The sequence below is a fragment of the Chromobacterium sphagni genome (genome assembly GCF_001855575.1).
Lineage (GTDB): Bacteria > Pseudomonadota > Gammaproteobacteria > Burkholderiales > Chromobacteriaceae > Chromobacterium > Chromobacterium sphagni.
The window spans coordinates 1,643,204-1,659,714 of sequence record NZ_MKCS01000001.1; the positions used below are offsets into that span (position 1 = coordinate 1,643,204).

11 protein-coding genes and 1 pseudogene are annotated in these 16,511 nt (G+C 62.2%); 5 read left to right on the top strand and 7 right to left on the bottom strand.

The features are described from left to right. Window positions 1-58 precede the first annotated feature (58 nt). Together BI347_RS07830 and BI347_RS07835 are read right to left on the bottom strand one after the other, a co-directional pair. Window positions 59-1,735 (bottom strand): nicotinate phosphoribosyltransferase, encoded by a 1,677-nt coding sequence (locus BI347_RS07830; protein WP_071115656.1) that lies wholly within the window; start codon window positions 1,733-1,735, stop codon window positions 59-61. A 24-nt stretch (window positions 1,736-1,759) separates the two neighbouring features. Further along, window positions 1,760-2,572 (bottom strand): phosphoribosyltransferase family protein, encoded by an 813-nt coding sequence (locus BI347_RS07835; protein ID WP_071115657.1) that lies wholly within the window; start codon window positions 2,570-2,572, stop codon window positions 1,760-1,762. Window positions 2,573-2,687: 115 nt separating this feature from the next. Here BI347_RS07835 and BI347_RS07840 point away from each other — a divergent pair, with 115 nt between their 5' ends. Continuing rightward, window positions 2,688-3,377 carry an NUDIX hydrolase gene (locus BI347_RS07840; protein WP_071115658.1) on the top strand — a complete coding sequence of 230 codons (690 nt, stop codon included), beginning with the start codon at window positions 2,688-2,690 and terminating at the stop codon, window positions 3,375-3,377. Between the two features lie 188 nt (window positions 3,378-3,565). After that, a complete protein-coding gene (locus BI347_RS07845; RefSeq protein ID WP_071111847.1) occupies window positions 3,566-5,548 on the top strand; it encodes a methyl-accepting chemotaxis protein in 1,983 nt (660 codons plus the stop codon). 11 nt (window positions 5,549-5,559) lie between these two features. On the opposite strand, the gene BI347_RS07850 is transcribed toward BI347_RS07845, so the two are convergent. Then, window positions 5,560-5,748, bottom strand: coding sequence for a hypothetical protein (locus BI347_RS07850; protein WP_071115659.1), 189 nt, complete (start codon window positions 5,746-5,748; stop codon window positions 5,560-5,562). Further along, window positions 5,741-8,944: a DEAD/DEAH box helicase gene (locus tag BI347_RS07855; protein ID WP_158020756.1), complete on the bottom strand. Its 3,204-nt coding sequence runs from the start codon at window positions 8,942-8,944 to the stop codon at window positions 5,741-5,743. Before BI347_RS07855 ends, BI347_RS07850 begins: the two co-directional genes overlap by 8 nt. Window positions 8,945-9,085: 141 nt before the next feature. Between BI347_RS07855 and BI347_RS07860 the strand changes: the two genes are divergently transcribed. Next, window positions 9,086-9,346, top strand: a complete 261-nt coding sequence (locus BI347_RS07860) for an MBL fold metallo-hydrolase (protein WP_204378016.1) — start codon at window positions 9,086-9,088, stop codon at window positions 9,344-9,346. Between the two features lie 227 nt (window positions 9,347-9,573). On the opposite strand, the gene BI347_RS07865 is transcribed toward BI347_RS07860, so the two are convergent. The 3 genes and pseudogenes from BI347_RS07865 to BI347_RS07875 form a co-directional block, all read right to left on the bottom strand. After that, window positions 9,574-11,574, bottom strand: a complete 2,001-nt coding sequence (locus BI347_RS07865) for a hypothetical protein (RefSeq protein ID WP_139167193.1) — start codon at window positions 11,572-11,574, stop codon at window positions 9,574-9,576. Between the two features lie 51 nt (window positions 11,575-11,625). Next, window positions 11,626-12,000: a carbohydrate-binding protein gene (locus BI347_RS07870; protein WP_071111851.1), complete on the bottom strand. Its 375-nt coding sequence runs from the start codon at window positions 11,998-12,000 to the stop codon at window positions 11,626-11,628. 225 nt (window positions 12,001-12,225) lie between these two features. Continuing rightward, window positions 12,226-13,435, bottom strand: a pseudogene (locus BI347_RS07875) (IS3 family transposase). 640 nt (window positions 13,436-14,075) lie between these two features. On the opposite strand from BI347_RS07875, the gene BI347_RS07885 reads away from it, so the two are divergent. Together BI347_RS07885 and BI347_RS07890 are read left to right on the top strand one after the other, a co-directional pair. Beyond that, window positions 14,076-15,287, top strand: coding sequence for an 8-amino-7-oxononanoate synthase family protein (locus BI347_RS07885; RefSeq protein ID WP_071115661.1), 1,212 nt, complete (start codon window positions 14,076-14,078; stop codon window positions 15,285-15,287). After that, the gene (locus tag BI347_RS07890; RefSeq protein ID WP_071111853.1) at window positions 15,280-16,497 is read left to right on the top strand and encodes an MFS transporter; all 1,218 of its coding nucleotides are present in this window, start codon (window positions 15,280-15,282) and stop codon (window positions 16,495-16,497) included. The genes BI347_RS07885 and BI347_RS07890 overlap by 8 nt, the downstream gene beginning before the upstream one ends. The last annotated feature ends 14 nt before the right edge of the window (window positions 16,498-16,511 follow it).

Consider the following 16,511-nt stretch of genomic DNA (forward strand, 5'->3'; position numbering starts at 1 on the left):
AGGCGAAGCCGGTTTTTTATAGTGGCAGAATCTGGCCAAAGGTCCGCCGTTGGCGGGTTTATTCCCAGGCGATCGACCCTGCTGGAGGGCAGGTCCACGAGGCCTGCAGCCTCTGGCGGATTTCAGCCAGGGTTTGAGCATGCAGCAGCTCGCCGTCGCGGAACACCGTCCGCAGCGCGCCGCCGGCAGCCTGCTCCGGCGTTTGCTGCTGGAGCAGCACGAAGCGGCCGTCCTGTTCCTCTACCCGCACCAGTCCCTTGGCTGACTTCTTGGTGCCGTCGTCGGTGGCCGGGTCCTTGTAGATGTCCACCGCTTCGCCGTCCACCTCGGCGTAGACGGCTTTCAGCGCGTAGCCGAAGGTGTCGCGCGAATTCATGCCGTAGACGTAGCTGCCTATGCCCAGCACCACATTACTGGAGGCGTAGCCCTTGGCGGCCAGGCGCAGCAGGATGTCGCGGGCGCGCGGCAGGGTGATGGAGTCGCCGTAGATCAGGCCGATGTGGCTATCCAGCACCTTGTAACCCTGCTCGGTGACGCTGCCGCCGAAGATGTCCCACAGGCATTCCACCGCGCCTTTGCGCTCGGCGGCGCTGACGCGGCGGCCATCCTCGCGCGCGGAGCAGTTGCCGGCGTCGTCGAACAGCAGCTCGTCGTCGCGGTAGCCGGTGAGGATTTTCACCGGATCGCCGGAGTCCGGACGGAACACCACTTTGGCGTTGCCCAGCGCGTCCGGCGCGCGCGCCAGGATGTCCTCCTTCAATTCGCGGGCGATCACGGTGACCACGTTCCAGAAATCGAAAGTGTCGCTGACGATGGACACCATGCCTGACGGGTAGTCCTGGCGGATGAATTCGCGCACCACTTCACGCTCTGCCAGCCGGCGCAGCGCCTTGTCATCCAGGCTTGAGTGGACGGGCATGCGGCCCAGCTTTTGCTGCGTCAGCAGGATGCGCAGCGCCATCACGCTATGTTCCGACGCCGGGATGGAGCCGCCTACCAGCTCCCGGTCGGCGTCGGCGCCGTAATAGTCTTCCAGATAGTCCAGCGCCGGGATGGTGTCGCTGCCGGTGAACGACAGCAGGTGGCCTGCGCCGCAGCGCATGGCGTCGTGCACGCCGCTCATGCCGCGCATCGAGAAATCGTGGCCCTGCCAGTTGACGAAGTCCTGCGGCGCGCCGGTGAGCCGGGCGAAGTAGGTCAGCAGCTTGCGGAATTCGAAAGCGATGGTGGCCACGGTGGACGGTTTCCAGCTTTCGCAGCTGAACAGGGTTTCAAAATAAGTCGCGATCCACGGAAACTGGGGGTGGGTGTTGCTGAAGGTGATGGGCGGCACCTTGATGTCCACCCGCGAGCCTTCCGGCAGCGAGCGGATTTCCAGCGGCAGATAGCCTAGCTGGTGCAGCGCTTCCAGGCGGGCGGCCGATACTGCGCCCGGTCCCAGCGCGGTATCCATGCGGCGCTGGTATTTGCGTACCGCGTCCGCCTTCGGGCGCTGGAAGAATTCGCGGTTGAACAGGTCGATCAGGTATTGCTGGATGAAGCCCTGCAGGCCGAACCACACCACCTTGTCGTCGAACAGCTGCGGTAGCACCGGCGCGTACTTGGCCGAGCGCGGCGTGAAGTTGGCCACCAGCCGGGTAGTGGACTGCGGATACATCGACGGGTGGCCGGTCTTGTAGAAGTCCGCCAGGTTGAACGGCACCAGCTGGTTCTTGTCTTGGTTTGCGGCTTGCATGCGTTTTCTCCTGAAGATGGGATGTCAGACCAACTGGCAGCGGGCGTCGCCGCGCCAGTCGTTGCGGGCGAAGACTTGCTGGAAGCGGGCCAAGAGCGGATCCAGCCCTTTGCTGAAGATGCCGTGGGTGACATACAGATAGAGCGGGGCAGCCAGGCCTTCTTGCTGCTGGCGCGCGGCGATGGCGGCGGCCAGCTCGGTGAAGGTGCGGCCGCCGTCGCAGATGTCGTCGACGATCAGCAGCGGTCCCGCGGGCAGCGGGCCGGACAGTTCGCTGCCGGTGATGGTGCCGGTGTGGGTATTGCGGATCTTGTCGGCGAAGGCCGCCTGGCAGCCCAGCTGCTGCGCCAACTTCTGCACCCGCTTGCGCGCGCCGGCATCCGGCGCCACCAGCGTGGCCGGGCCGATGATTTCCAGCGCCCGGCGCAGCGCCGGCAGCGGATCTTCCACTTCCACCCGGTCCAGCAGCGCGGTCACCACATCGCTGTGCGGGTCCTGAATCACCACCCGGCGGTAGCTCTGGGCGTTGATCAAATTGCAGAACACCTTGGCGCCGTGCGCCTCGCCCAGGTTGGCCACCCGGTCCTGGCGGGCATAGGGCGCATAAGGCATGAACAGATCCAGCGGCAGGCCGGGATAGGCGCGGCGCAGCGCGTCGGTGGCCATCAGCAGGGTCATGATGGTCTGCGAGCTGTCCAGGTGGGCGTGGATGCGCAGCGCGCTCGCCGGCGCGCCCTGCTCCACTGTCACCTGGACCTCCCCGCCGGGGAAAACCAGGCTATCCATCTGCAGAGCGCGCTGGCCGCCGTCCTGGGTCAAAACCGAAATCGTGATCATTTCTCCACCCTTAGTCGTAATTTTCAACTAACAGGAGCCAGTATATCCACTCTTAGTTGAACTTTGCAACTATCTGAGGGAAAATGCCGCAGCTCTGTCCAATATCGAGGTTTCCATGCGCACCACGCCGAATGTCAGCGTCGACGTCGTCCTGCTCACCCTGCACCAGGGCAAGCTGCAGGTGGCGCTGCACCGGCGCGCCCGCGCGCCGTTTCAGGATTGCCTGGCTTTGCCGGGCGGCTATGTGCATGTGGACAAGGACGGTTCCATCGAAGCCACTGCCTACAGGGTATTGAAACAGAAAACCGGATTGCAGCCGCGTTACCTGGAGCAGTTGCGCACCTTTGCCGGACCTCAGCGCGATCCGCGCGGCTGGTCGGTGGCGATTTCTCATGTGGCGCTGATGCCCTACGAGGAGCTGCGCCAGGCCGGTGACGAGGTGTTCCACTTCCATGACGTGGATGGCCTGCCGGACCTGGCCTTCGACCATGCGGAGCAGATCCGCGAGGCGGTGCGGCGGGTGCGCAACAAGGCCAGCTACTCCACGCTGCCGTGTTGGCTGCTGCCGGAGTTGTTCACCCTCACCCAGTTGCAGCGCACATACGAGCAGATTTTTGGCGAAACGGTTTCGCGCGGCACCTTCCGCTCGCGGCTGGGGATCAAGGTAGCGGAGGCCCATCCGGGCGAATCCGCCGACCAGGCTGACATCCTGTTGGCCACCGACCAGTTCCAGGGCGGCAGCCAGCGCCCGGCGCGGCTGTTCCGCGTCAACCAGCTCAGCCTGTTCAAGCGCGCCTGTTGGTAGCTGGCCCCGGCGGGCCGTCGCGGTAATCCTTCCTTTGTGCCGCGGCGCGCGCTGCGTTACCTTCGGGGCTGGGGCATGCCGTCAGACGGTCGCGCCATCAAGAAACGTGCAAATGCTATATGGCAGGGCTGGCATCTGCCGTCCGCGTCCGCCGCGCATGCGGCGCCTGGCCAGGCAAAGGGAGATGAATGATTACCACCATCAAAGGCAAGATATTGGCCGGTTCCGGCCTGCTGATCCTGATCGGCTTTACCGTGCTGGCCGGCGCCAATATCTACAACAGCTACCGCAATGCCGAAAACGCCGTGCTGGACCACGCCCGCCTGCTGGCGGACAGCGAGGCCGGCCGGGTGCAGCGGATGCTGGGCAAAACCTACGACTCCGCCCAGGCGATGGCGGAGGCGGCGGTGGGCGTGAAGGCCGCGCTGCCGGCCAACGGCCGTTCGCTGCTGTCCGAGGTGGTGCACCGCCAGCTGCCCAACAATCCGGACGCGGTGGGTTACTGGGTGGACTGGGAGCCCAACGCTTTCGACGGCCGCGACGCGGAACTGGCCGGCAAGCCGGAGAACGACCACACCGGCCGCTACGGCGTGTACTGGTTCCGCAAGGGCGGCAAGGTGGACGTGGTGTGGGGCAGCGACGGCGTAGACGAAAGCGCCTACTACACCGAACCGCGCAAGACCGGCAAGCCGATGCTAACCGAACCTTATGTCGACCCGGACGTGAAAATCCTGATGGGCACGCTGTCCTTCCCGCTGATCCTCAATGGCAAGGTGCTGGGCGTTGCCGGCTGCGACATCGCGCTGGGCCATCTGCAGGAGATGGCGGCCAAGGTCAAACCCTACCAGAACGGCTTCATGAGCCTGTATTCCAACGGCGGCGTGCAACTAGCCGGCCGCGAGCCGGCGCTCAACGGCAAGCCGGCGGCCGATCTGCCGGCCGAGGCCAAGGCGGCGATCAAGAACGGCCAGCCGGCGGAATACGAAAGCGCTAACGGCTACCGCCACTTCATCATGCCCATCAGCATAGGCGAGGCCGGCATGCCGTGGGCGGTGCGCATCTCCATCCCGCTGGACGAGGCCTTCGCTCCGGTGCGCGCGGCCAGCTGGCAATCGGCGCTGATCAGCCTGGGCATTCTGGCGCTGATCCTGCTGCTCTTGGGCGCGACGCTGAGCCAGCTGCTGCGCCCGCTAGGCCGGCTGCAATCGGCGATGAGCGAGCTGGCCTCCGGCAGCGGCGACCTCACCCGCGCGCTGTCCATCGCCAGCCGCGACGAGATCGGCCAGGCCGCCCGCGCCTTCAACACCTTCACCGGCTCCTTGCGCGGCATGATGCTGGAAGTGCGCCGCCACGCCGGCGACGTGCTGGGTTCGGTGCGCCAGCTGTCCGGCGAGGTGGACCAGATCCGTGGCAGCTCCGCCCGCCAGGCCGAAGCCGCCAACGCCACCGCCGCCAGCGTGGAGCAGCTATCGGTAAGCGTCACCCACATCGCCGAATCGGCGCGGCTGGCGGAACAGCGCGCGCGCGAGGCCGACGCCCTGTCCGGCCAGGCCGCCGCCAATGTCGACGCCACCGCGCAGGAGATCGGGCGCATCGCGGGTACCGTGCGCACGCTGGCCGAGGTGCTGGGCGGCATGCAGCAGCGCTCGGACCAGATTTCCGGCATCGTGTCGGTGATCCGCGACATTGCCGACCAGACCAATTTGCTGGCGCTCAACGCCGCCATCGAGGCGGCGCGCGCCGGCGAACAGGGGCGCGGCTTCGCGGTGGTGGCCGACGAAGTGCGCAAGCTGGCGGAACGCACCGCCAAGGCCACGCTGGAAATCTCCGGCGTGATCCAGACCATCCAGCAGGACACCTCCCAGGCGTCCGACAGCATGGGCGGCGTGTTGCAGCAGGTGGACCAGGGCGTGCGGCTGGCCGGCGAATCCTCGCAATCCATCCAGCAAATCAGCGGCCACGCGCAGCAAGTGGTGCAGTCGGTGGGCGACATCGCCGCCTCCACCGCCGAGCAGTCCAGCGCCAGCCAGGAAATCGCCCGCCATATCGAAAACATCCACACCATGCTGCTGCAGACCGACGGCTCCATCCACCAGGCGCAGCAGGCCACCGTGGCGCTGGCGCGGCTGGGCGAGGAGCTGGAGTCGCTGATCGGGCGGTTCAGGCTGTAAACCCGCAGGGGTCAAGGCTGCGCGGCGACAAAAAAACCAGGGCAACGGTTCACGCCGCTGTCCTGGTTTTTCGCCTGCGCGGCCAGGTCTTTGTTGGCGATTGTTGCAGTTTTTGCCGTGACCCCGGCCTTGTCTGGGCGATCTCGCAAGGTCATCAGGGGCGGGCCGAATGCAAGGGCGAAAATGGCGAACTTAGCCACTGACGTTGGCCGCTACAGGTACTTGAGTGGCTGCCTTGGCCAGCTTGGCAGCAGCGACGTCAAAGTAACGCTGGCCGCTCCATAATGTCTTGTCGCCAATGATATAGCAGTGTTTTTTGGCCCGGGTAAGCGCCACATTCAGTAGATTGGGTTGGCTGGCGGCCCAGGCGACTGCTCCCATGCGGGTTTGGTCGCATCCCAAGACAAACAGAACGATGTCTGCTTCCTTGCCTTGAAAGGTATGCACGGTGCCGATATTGTTGCGCCAGTCCGATAGCTTGGATGGCGGCGGCAGATTATGTTTGCTCAGGCGTTGCTGCCATTGCTTTTTGTCTAGCAGCAGCCTGAGCAGGCCATTCTTCACCTCCCGAAATGGAGTGATCACATAGACATCCGGTAAAGTGTTTTTGCCTTGCGCTACCTCTGCCAGATAAAGCTTGATCAGCGCGGCAAACACGCGTTCACCTTGCTCGGCCACGTATTTGCTTTCGGTGGCGTGGCCCGGCACGCTCCACCAGTCGCTAAGACCAAGTATTGGATGCGGGCTAATCTTTCCCGGTTTGCCGTGTTTCATGCGATTGCGGTAGGCGATGGTGTTGGCGATTTCGAACATCGGATTATCGCAGCGGCGGTGCACCACCAGAGGGATACCGATAAATTGGTCTTCCTGATGGGGGTGTCTGACGCCGTAGCCATGCGCGCGGTCTGCCAGGGTTTGCACCGATTGCAGGTTGACAGCGTAATGGCGGGCTTGATCTTGCAGCCAATACTCGCCCAACTTGTCTACCAGTTTGCTGGGCATGGTGACGACCGGCTCAATTTGCAGCGGGTCACCCACCACCACCGTGCGTTGGGAACGAAGAATGGCGCCAACTGCCGCTTGCGGCACGGCCTGGCCCGCTTCGTCCACCACCAGCCAACCCAGGCTGCCGGCATCCACGCCACGGAATTGGCGCCGGACGGAGGCAAAGGTGCTGGATACTACCGGTGTCAGCAGGAAAAACCATTGCCACAGCGCGATAGCTGGCCCCGAACTTATCCGTTTACTGAGCAGGCTGTTCATGGCGAACAGGGTTGTAGTACTGGTGGCCTCCAGCACAAATGCCTGATGCAGCTCCATCGCGGCGATAAAGAGTTCACTGCGGCGCTGGTTGTATGCGGAGCCTTGCCAAAAGGTTTTTTCCTGGTTGCGCGCGCTATCCAGTGGCTTGCCATCGCACAGTTGCACCGGCCCGCATTTTTCCTGCAGGCGTTGTAGCAGGCGCAATGCGGCATGCAGCGCCTTTATTTGCGTGGCCTGGTGTTTGGTGGTCAGCCATTGCCGATACTCCGCTTGGCGTAGCCATTTGAATAGCCAGCGCAGCCATCTGGGTCCCAGTGTCTGCTCCTGTTGCATTTGCCTATTGGCCAGCGCATGGATTTGCAAATCGAGTTCGCTCAGCAAGACTCGGCTTTCCTCATCGGCGTTCAAGGGGGGCAAGGAGATGAGGTCTCGGCTTATGCTTTCCCAGAGCTGCAGGATCTCCAGCCATTGTCGGCGAAGCTGGGAGAGCGATTCCAGATATGTCTCGTATTGTTGCTTGGCGTGTTTAAAGCGTTGTTTGGCTTGGTAAAAGTTTGGCGCCGATTTGCCGGCGGTTTCACGGAAACGCCAAAAGCTCATTGCTCCTTCCGCTTCCCAGCTATCCATGTTTACTTTGATTTTTGACAGAAACTGCTCGGCGGGCTTCTGGTCGGGCTGAATGGCGCGATAACCAAAGATATCGCCAAAGCGTTTGCGATTGGCCGAGTTGCCCAGCGCGGCGGAAATCAATCCCCATACCGGCTTGGCTGGCGTTTTCCAGGCAAGGTTTTTCTGGGTGCCGGCGTATTTGGTGGCAACGGGCTGGAAGTATTGCAGGCTTGTGCGGTAGGGTTCCGCCAGCGCCTCTTGTTGCGGCAGCTCCAGTGAGAGGTTTTCCACTGCGCCATTATTGGTGGAGCAGACGACTATTTCGTAGCCGGTCAGTGCGGGGATCAGCAGCGGGATGGTGTGCTGTGTGCCGTTGCCAAAGACAATGGCCGCTGTTTGGTGGCTGACGCCATCCGCCGCCTTGTGCAGTTTGCTCATTGCCGTTGCGCGCTGGATGATGAGATCGGCAATCAGGTCGCGCAGCAGAGTCGTTTTTCCGGTGCCTGGCGGGCCGTTGACAGACATGATCCCGCCGATAGGCAAGGCCAGCAGTTTGTTCATGGCAAACTGCTGCATCAAGGATTGCAGTAAATGGGGGGAGGACGGCCAGCGTCCGGCATTGAAGTTTTGCGGATCCAGGCTGTTGCGGATATGGGCTTCCCCTGCGGGGCTTTCCAGGTCCAGTTTGGGCACGGCCTCGGACCGCAAGTAGGTTTCGAGCGGATTTGGCGCCTGCTGGCGTTGCAATGACGTTTGGGCAAAGACCAGGTCATGAAAATAGAAGCTGTTGAGGATGGGCAGCTCGTCGGGAACGGGGAGGTTTTCCTCATTCGCATCATCCGTGTCGCTTTTCCCCGGCGGCGGCGCCTCATGGCTGGAAGCCGCTTTTTTTTCCGGCTTGCCGGTTATATCTATCCAGGCCGGAGAAGTTAGCGTTACGGGATCTCCCGCCCATTGCCGCACAATGGCCACCAGTTGTTGCAGGTAGTCTGCTGTGAACTCAGGCTCTTCCAGGCAGGACCAGCTGGATGCCAGCTGGTGGCGCAAATCCTCGACAGCCTGCTCAAAGCTTTCCGCGCATAGCGAGCCCAGCTCGCCTTGGAGCAATTTCCCCAGCGCCCAAGGCAGGGTGGAAACGCTGAGGTTCTTGAAATTTGGCACGCCGTCTGAGCTGATCGGCAGCTTGGCAAAACAAGTCCGGCCTTCAGGCTCCATCTCCTCATCGCGCTGTCGGATCAGCTTGCTGATATCCATGCCGTTAACCAGTTCCGCGACTTGGCGGCAGGCATGTCCTGTATCGAAAACCGCCAGATACACATCCCATTTTCGTTGCTGGTATCGCTGCCAACAATTGTCCAGTATCGCGTGGCTATCCAGATGAAATTCCGGCCGTTTGCTTTCCCTGGCCTCGTCTATGGTGTTTTCCAAATCAAAATGAGTGAAAAATTCAATGCTATGCCAATAGCGCAGTACTTTGTCTGCTAAAGAGAGTGCCATGTATTCTGCCGCGCCTTGCTGTTTCACTCCTGCCAGGACGGCTTGACCTGTCCTTTCCATGGAGTGATGTATTGAGATGTGTTTGCCTGAGCAAAAGGAATACTTTACACACCTGAATGCCATTGTTCTATGTTGCTGACCTGGACTTTTTTACGTCCAAGGAGTCTGTTGGAAATCACACGCTTGAGCGTGCACGTCTGGGTGGTGGAGCTGGGCGGCAAGGTGTTCCTGATCGATACCGGTCTGGGCAATGGCAAAGAGCGGCCATTCAGCGCCATGTTCCACCGCTTGCCCACGCCGTTTCTGGAGCGTCTCGCGATGCTGGGCATCCAGCCGGGCGAGGTGAACCATGTGCTGCTGACCCACCCGCACGCCGACCACGCCGGCTGGAACACGCGCCTGGTGGATGGCCGCTGGGTGCTGGACTAGGCATGCGAACGCAAGGCGACTACCGCGCACTTGGGCGATTCGTCGGCGGGCGCGGTCAGCCGCGGGGGTGCTGGCAATTTCTGTGAGGCGGACGGTCATGCCGCGTGCCCGCATCTGTTTGGATGATGCGGTGGCAGCGAGTTTTCCACGCTCGTTTTCGAATTCAAGAAAAGCCCACCCTGTCATTCGGCCGGGTGGGCGGTTTCGCGATGCCGGTTTTTTGCTGGCTAGGGGACTAGCCGAATATGGAAGTGATGATTGTGGTTTGCCGTGGGTACGATCTTGGCTGACTTGTTGGGCCAAGGCCCCAGAATGTTGTTTGGCGTATTCGCGCCCGGCAGCGGAATGTCAACGCTATCCGGGAAGCGCCCTTCCAGTAAGGGCCGGGCAAACCAGATTGTGTCGCCGACATATATTTTGCGCAGTTGCGGGCCGAGCCGGCTTTCCAGCGCGCTCAATTGGCTGCGGTTCCAGCGGACCCAGTTGACCAGCCGGTTCAGATTGGGCTGCGCGGGAGCGCCGTTTTTCACCTCCGCCCTGGCGGCCTGCACCACGCGTGCGATTTCCTCCCCATTGCTGTCGCCGCGCATCGGCCCATCCCAGCGGCCGTTTTCGTCCCAATAGCGCAAGTCGGCGTCGTAGCCGCCTTTGTGCGTGCTATGCGCTCCCATGGCTTTGCCAGCCGCATCCTGCCAGCCATGCTCGCCGGAAATGTCACCCAGCAGAGGAAGAATGGGGGGCGCGCCCAGCAGGTTCAGCATGTCGTTGCGCAGCCAGCCATCTCCGCCTGTCGCATCGTCGCGGGGGCCATAACGGCGGTTTTCCGGCAGGTTGAGCACATTGCGGATTTCAAACAGCGGCTGGAATGCGTCTTTGCGTGTGAGCGGGAATGCCATCGCCTGCGGCTGCGTGCTGTGCTCAACCCCATCCGTGTCCGAGTACAGGACGGCTTCCAGCTGGGCGAGGCCGGCAACGGGTTGCAGCGGCAAAGGCTGGGTAGCCGCGTAGCTGACTTTCAGCAGGCCGGGACGGCTTAGGGAGAAGGAAGCATCTTTGGTGAGCGGCAGACGTTTGCCGTCATAGCGCAGATCCAGTCCGACTTTGCGAATGGGCGTATCCGCGGGGCTATATGTTATTTCCATGGCCCAGGGGCGTTTGATGCCGAATTGCGGGCCCAGTTGGGTCGGCAGGCTCATGTTGTAGTGCTGGTTGCCGCCGCGGGAATCGTCAAGCCAAAGCCCATTCTTGTATTCAAACTTGTCGATGGAAAAACGCTCGCCTTGAATCTGGACGTGGACGCTGGTGGTGACGATGCTATCGCCGATATTGACCGCCGCAGCCCCTATCCGGCACAGAGCCGGCGCGGTGCGTTTAGGATCCAGGGACAGGTTATGGCTGAATTGCCGTACGGTTCTATTGCTGTGGCTGTTGTTTACCTGTCCCGCCTGATGGTATTGCTGGCCAGCGCATGTCCACCAGTAACGCCAGGAGTTGTTGAACTGGTTGCCAGGCGAGGAGCTGTAGTCCGGGTATTCGTTGGTATGCACTATGGCCTGGATGTTGATTTTGTTGACGCCTACGGGAATGGAGACTTCTTTTTCCTGCTGTTCCGTGACGTTTTCCTGAGCGCTAGCCACGATGACCAAACCCAAACCCTGGCTATCCCAGCCGGACAGGAAAAGCTCATGCAGGCGGCCGGGGAGCAGCAGCGGTTTGAGTTTGGCGGTGTGCAGCGTGATCTGGCCATTGCCTTGCAGGGCGATGTGCTCGCCCAGATCAAATGCGTCTTTGCCATTGTCCAGCGTGGCGAGCAAGGACGATAGCCGGCGGTTGCTGGGCGAGCGCAGGGCGATGGTCTGCGGGCCGGCCTGATCCGACAGCGTCGTCCCCAGCGTGGTGGCGGATGGCAGGACGGCGAGATCCGAAAGATCATCCATTTTGCCGCCTTCGTCCGGCTCTAGCATCGAATCGTGACTCTGGCCGATTAGGGTGAGCTGGCCGAAGCTCGCCAGATATTGTCGCTGTCGTCCTTGTATCCGCAACCTGACTATTTCCTGTTTGCCACTGTCCGGCCCGGTTATCAGATTGACCTTGCTGCCGCTTTGGGGGTGAACAGACAGCAAGGCGGGGCCGGATACCTGCTCAATCTTCAGCGCAGTGTCGCCAGCGGGAAGATGGAAGCTGAACAGGCTGGATGGGCTGGCGATTTCGTCCAGCGCCAGAGCCACAGGCTGGCACATGCCGCCAGCCCGCCACAACGATGGGGCCTGGGCGGGATTTCAGTTGGCGCCGACCCGGGCCAAATGATTGGCGAGCGCGGTGTAGGGCTGGTTTTGGTATTTGGCCACGTCTCCAGCCAGATACACCTGCCCCTCGCGCCAGTTGGCGCCGCAGGGGTGCGGCAGGGCATTGGCGCACTGCCCGCCATGGCGCCATAGCGACGTGGCGTCTAGCGGATTCCAGTTGGCCCCAGTGGGCGTTGTGTGATCGCGCAAGGCGGTAAAGGCGCGCGACAGATATAGCACCTGTTCTCCTTGCCGGTACATGACGCCGGATGTCCAGCTTGGGCAATCCTGTGCGCTTGCCGCTTGAACATTGGCCAGCATGATCCACACCGATACCGCCAGCGTGAATCGTTTGCCTAGGTTTTTCATCTCGGTCTCCTGAGCGAATTCCGATCCATGTTTTTGCTGTGTGCTGCGTCGAGGATGGTAGAAGGACGGGTGGCCGCCTGGCGTCTGGTCCAAAGAAGGGAATGGTAAAAAGGGCAGATGAGGGGGAGGTTGCCGGAAGACTTCCGATACCAAGCGTCGTCGGGTAAATAGGTATGAAGTTGACCCAACTCCATGAACGGTTGGTGGTTTGATTTTCAAATCATTTCAGGCTCTCGTCACCTCTGCATTGACCTCATCTGTCACATCAAACAGCGCGGCGCAGCTTCTTTCGAAGTTCATCGGCGAGAGATAGCCCAGACCACTATGGCGGCGTCTGGGGTTGTACCAACCCTCAATCCAGGTAAACACCGCCATCCGCGCCTCTGCCTTGCTGCGGAAGCTGTTACGCTCAATCAGCTCACCTTCCAGACTGGCAAAGAAACTCTCCGCCATCGCATTGCCGTAGGCGTCTCCTGCCGTTCCCATTGAAGGTCGTACCTTCATCTGCCGGCAGCGCTCGCCGAAAACCAAGCTTGTGTATTGACTACCCTGGTCCAAGTGGTGAATGACGCCACCAGGCCTGCATTGCTCCAGCGCCATGTTCAACGCCATCAACACCAGGTCAGTGGTCATATGCTCTCCCATGGCCCAACCGACGACATGATGGCTCCAGAGATGACCACCGCCAGATACAAGAAGCCGGCCCAGGTCGGCACATAGGTCATATCCGCCACCCACAACTGATTGGGTCTGCTGGCGTGGAAGCGCCGATTGACCAGATCGTTGGCTGCTGCCTGGCGCTTGTCGCGCCGGGTCGTCACGGTAAAGCCACGTCGTTTGCTGATGCCACGAATGCCCGCGTCACGCATGAGACATGCCACGCGCTGCCGACTGATACAGACGCCCTGTTCCAGCAATTCAGCACGCACGCACGCGCGGCATGCCGTAAGACGGGTAGGCGTCCCGATGAATTTGACGGATGCGTTCGGTCATGACGGCATTGGCGATGCTACGAGCAGCAGGTGGGCGCTCACGCCAGGCATAGAAACCGCTGGCGGAGACGCCAAGAGTGCGGCACATGGCGCGCACGGGGAAATTGGCTTGATTTGCCATTACGAGTCGGAAGACTTGTTGGTGGTCGCGTCGCTGCGACCGGCAAACCAGGCGGTAGCCTTTGCCAGGATATCGCGCTCCATCTGGACTTGGCGTAGTTGCTTGCGCAGCCGCACCAACTCTTCGCGTTCGGCCGTGATCAGGCGGTCCTTGCCGGGCAGAGGTTTGCCGGCATCAACGGCAGCCTGGCCAATCCAGTTGATGATGGACTGGGCGGTAACGCCGAACTCACGGAAAGCTCGGCGGGAGAGCGTCCCGCCTGAACGAGCTCGACTGTCTGCTGACGGAATGCGGCGGGGTAAGGCGGTCGGACTTTAGACATCTTGGGCTCCTTGAACACAAACAATGATGTGCCCACGGAATGGGGTCAACTCCAGTCTTGCAATCCACATTGATCGTGGAGGTGTCTATTAGTCGAATCTTGTCGCCAAGCGCAATGGCGTAAATCTGATAGCCATCCGCCAGCATCAGCATTTTGTCTGTGCGGTCTTGCATCCAGCCGCGGACGAGTTTGCAGCTATCCAGGGCAAGGCTGCCGGGGAGTGACTTTTGCTGGCGGTGGTTGCACATGGTTTTGGTGAAAAACGCTTGGCGCAGGCTGCCAGCTTGCCGGCCTGTCCCTCCTCAAGCCGCGCCACGGCCTCGTCGGCATTCCACTGCCTGGCGTTCTCACCTGCCTGATTCCCGCATCTTGCCGCCAGATGGCCGGCCACGCGCGTCCTGTTGCGCTCACTCCAACGAAGCTATGCCAAAAATCATACGTTCGCTTTAATTTCTGCTTGCATGCTGATAATATGCATTCGGTATAGTTCTATGAAGTATTTTATTTTTAAGTAATATAAGAGCAATTCATATGCCACCCGACATCAGATCCGGGGGCAGGCCTTTTCGCAGCGGCCGCGCATAAGGGCAGCGCGGGAAGCGCAAATCGTTTCAATCAACACAAGATGGGGCTACAGACGATGCATCAATACACCAATATCAAAAAGGCCATCCAGCTGAGCAACAGCTTCTGGGATGTCACCACCGCGGCCGGCATGGCCAATATCGCCACCCGCAACTTGGGCAACGGCCGTCATGAGGCGGTGGCCAGCGGCCGGCAATTCACCAATATGTCGTCCTACTCCTACCTGGGGCTGGACTCTCACCCGGCCATCCTGCGCGCCGCGGCGGACGCGGTGATTAACACCGGCTCGCTCAACACCTCCATCTCGCGTATCCGGGTACAGTTCGACATCCTGCAGCAGGCGGAAGAGGCGCTGGCCAGCCTGGTGGATGCCGAGACGCTGACGGTGCCGTCCTGCGCCGCCGCGGCCGCCGCCACGCTGCCGTTGCTGGCTTCCGGCGCCCTGACCGGCGACGTGGCGCCGCTGATGGTGTTCGACAAGAACGCCCACTTCTGCCTGAACATGATGAAGCCGATCTGCGCCGACGAGACCGAGATCCAAACCATACGGCACAACGATCTGAACGCGCTGGAAGACCTGTGCAAGACGCATGCCCGCGTTGCCTATGTTGCCGACGGCGTTTACAGCACCGGTGGCATGGCGCCGGTGAAAGAGCTGCTGGCGCTGCAGGACAAGTACGGCCTGTTCCTGTTCTTCGACGAGGCGCACGGCCTGTCCACGCTGGGCCATCTGGGCCGCGGCCTGGTGCTGGAGGAGATGGGCGCGATCAATGACCGCACGCTGATCGTCACCTCGCTGAACAAGGGTTTCGGCGCCTCCGGCGGCGCCATCTTCCTGGGGCCGCGCGGCGACGCCGAGCGCCGCAAGCTGGCCACTCGCTTCGGCGGCCCGGTTACCTGGTCGCAGCGCATCAATACTGCCGGTCTGGGCGCCATCATCGAGTCGGTGGCTGTGCACAAGTCCGCCGAGCTGCCGGCGCTGCAGCAAAAGCTGCAGGACAATATCCGCCTGTTCGACCAGCACGTGGAATCGGAAAACAGCGGCGATCCGCTGCCGATCCGCTTCGTCTCCATCGGCTCGGAAGAGCGCACCATCCTGTATGCCAAGAGCCTGCTGGAAGACGGTTATTACACCTCGCCCATCTTCTTCCCGGTGATCGCCAAGGGCCGCGCCGGCCTGCGCATCATGATCCGCGCCAATATGACTGCGGCGGAGATCGAGCGCTTCGGCGCTTGCCTGAAGCAGCTGCGAGCCAGTCATGAGTAAGGCGTCCGCTCAGACCGCCGTCGCCCCGCGGGAGGCGGCGCGTCCGGCCGCGCGGGTGATGGTGTTGTGCTGCCTGATCGTGTTCATGGCGCAGATGGCCACCACCGTCTACCTGCCGTCGCTGCCGGCGGTGATGCGCGAGCTGGCAATGAGCCAGAGCCTGGTGGAGATGTCTATCTCCGGCTTCGTCGTCGGCGCCGCGCTGCCGGTGCTGTTCTGGGGATCGGCCGCCGACCGCTGGGGCCGCCGCGGCCCGCTGCTGGTTTCGCTGGCGCTGTTCGTGCTGTGCAGCGCGCTGCTGGCTGCCGTCGGCAGCGCCGCCGAGCTGCTGGCGCTGCGGGTGCTGCAGGGCATCGCCGCCGGCGGCGCTGCCATCATCGCCCGCATCATCGTCCGCGACAACTGGAGCGGCGACGAGCTGGCGCGCCGGCTGTCGGTGCTGTCCATCGCCTTCATCACGGCGCTGGGCGGCGGCCAGTTCATCGGCGGGCTGATCGGCGAATACAGCCACTGGCAGGTGGGCTTCGTGCTGATGGCTGCCACCGGCACCCTGGCCGCGCTGCTGAGCATGAGCCTGCCGCTGCAAGGCGGCCGGCCGGCGGCCGCGCGCCACGGCGGCAGCCCCTACTGGCAGATCCTGCGCCGGCCTGGCTTTGTGCTGCCGGCCTGCGCCGGCGGCCTGGGCTTCGCCACCACGGTGACGCTGCAGGAAGTCAGCCCCTTCGTGTTCCAGGAGCACTTCGGCCTGGCGGTGGCTAGCTTCGGCAACGTCGGCCTGCTGATAGGCCTGGCCTATTTCAGCGGCGCGATGGTGGTCAACCGCACCGTCGCCAAGCTGGGCGGCAAGAAGCTGATGCGGACCGGCGCGCTGCTGATGGCCGCGGCCACCGTCGCCATGCTGCTGTGCTGGCACCTGGGCGTGCTGCAGGCCAGGCCCGGCCTGTTGCTGTTCATCGGCCTGTATTGCCTGACCATTTTCGGCCAGGCGGTGCTGTTCCCCAACAGTATGGCCACCGCAGTCAGCGACGCCAAGGACCACGGCGCCCACGCGATGGCGCTGTGCGGCTTCCTGCAGCAAGGCCTGGCTGGCATCGCCGCCACCGCCTCGGTGCTGCTGCACCACAATGGCGCCTGGACGCTGGCGGTGGCCGCGCTCGGCCTGATCACTCTTCTGCAAGTTTTGTTCCAGGCGCGCCTGCGCGCGGCCTGACGTAAGGAATCGGA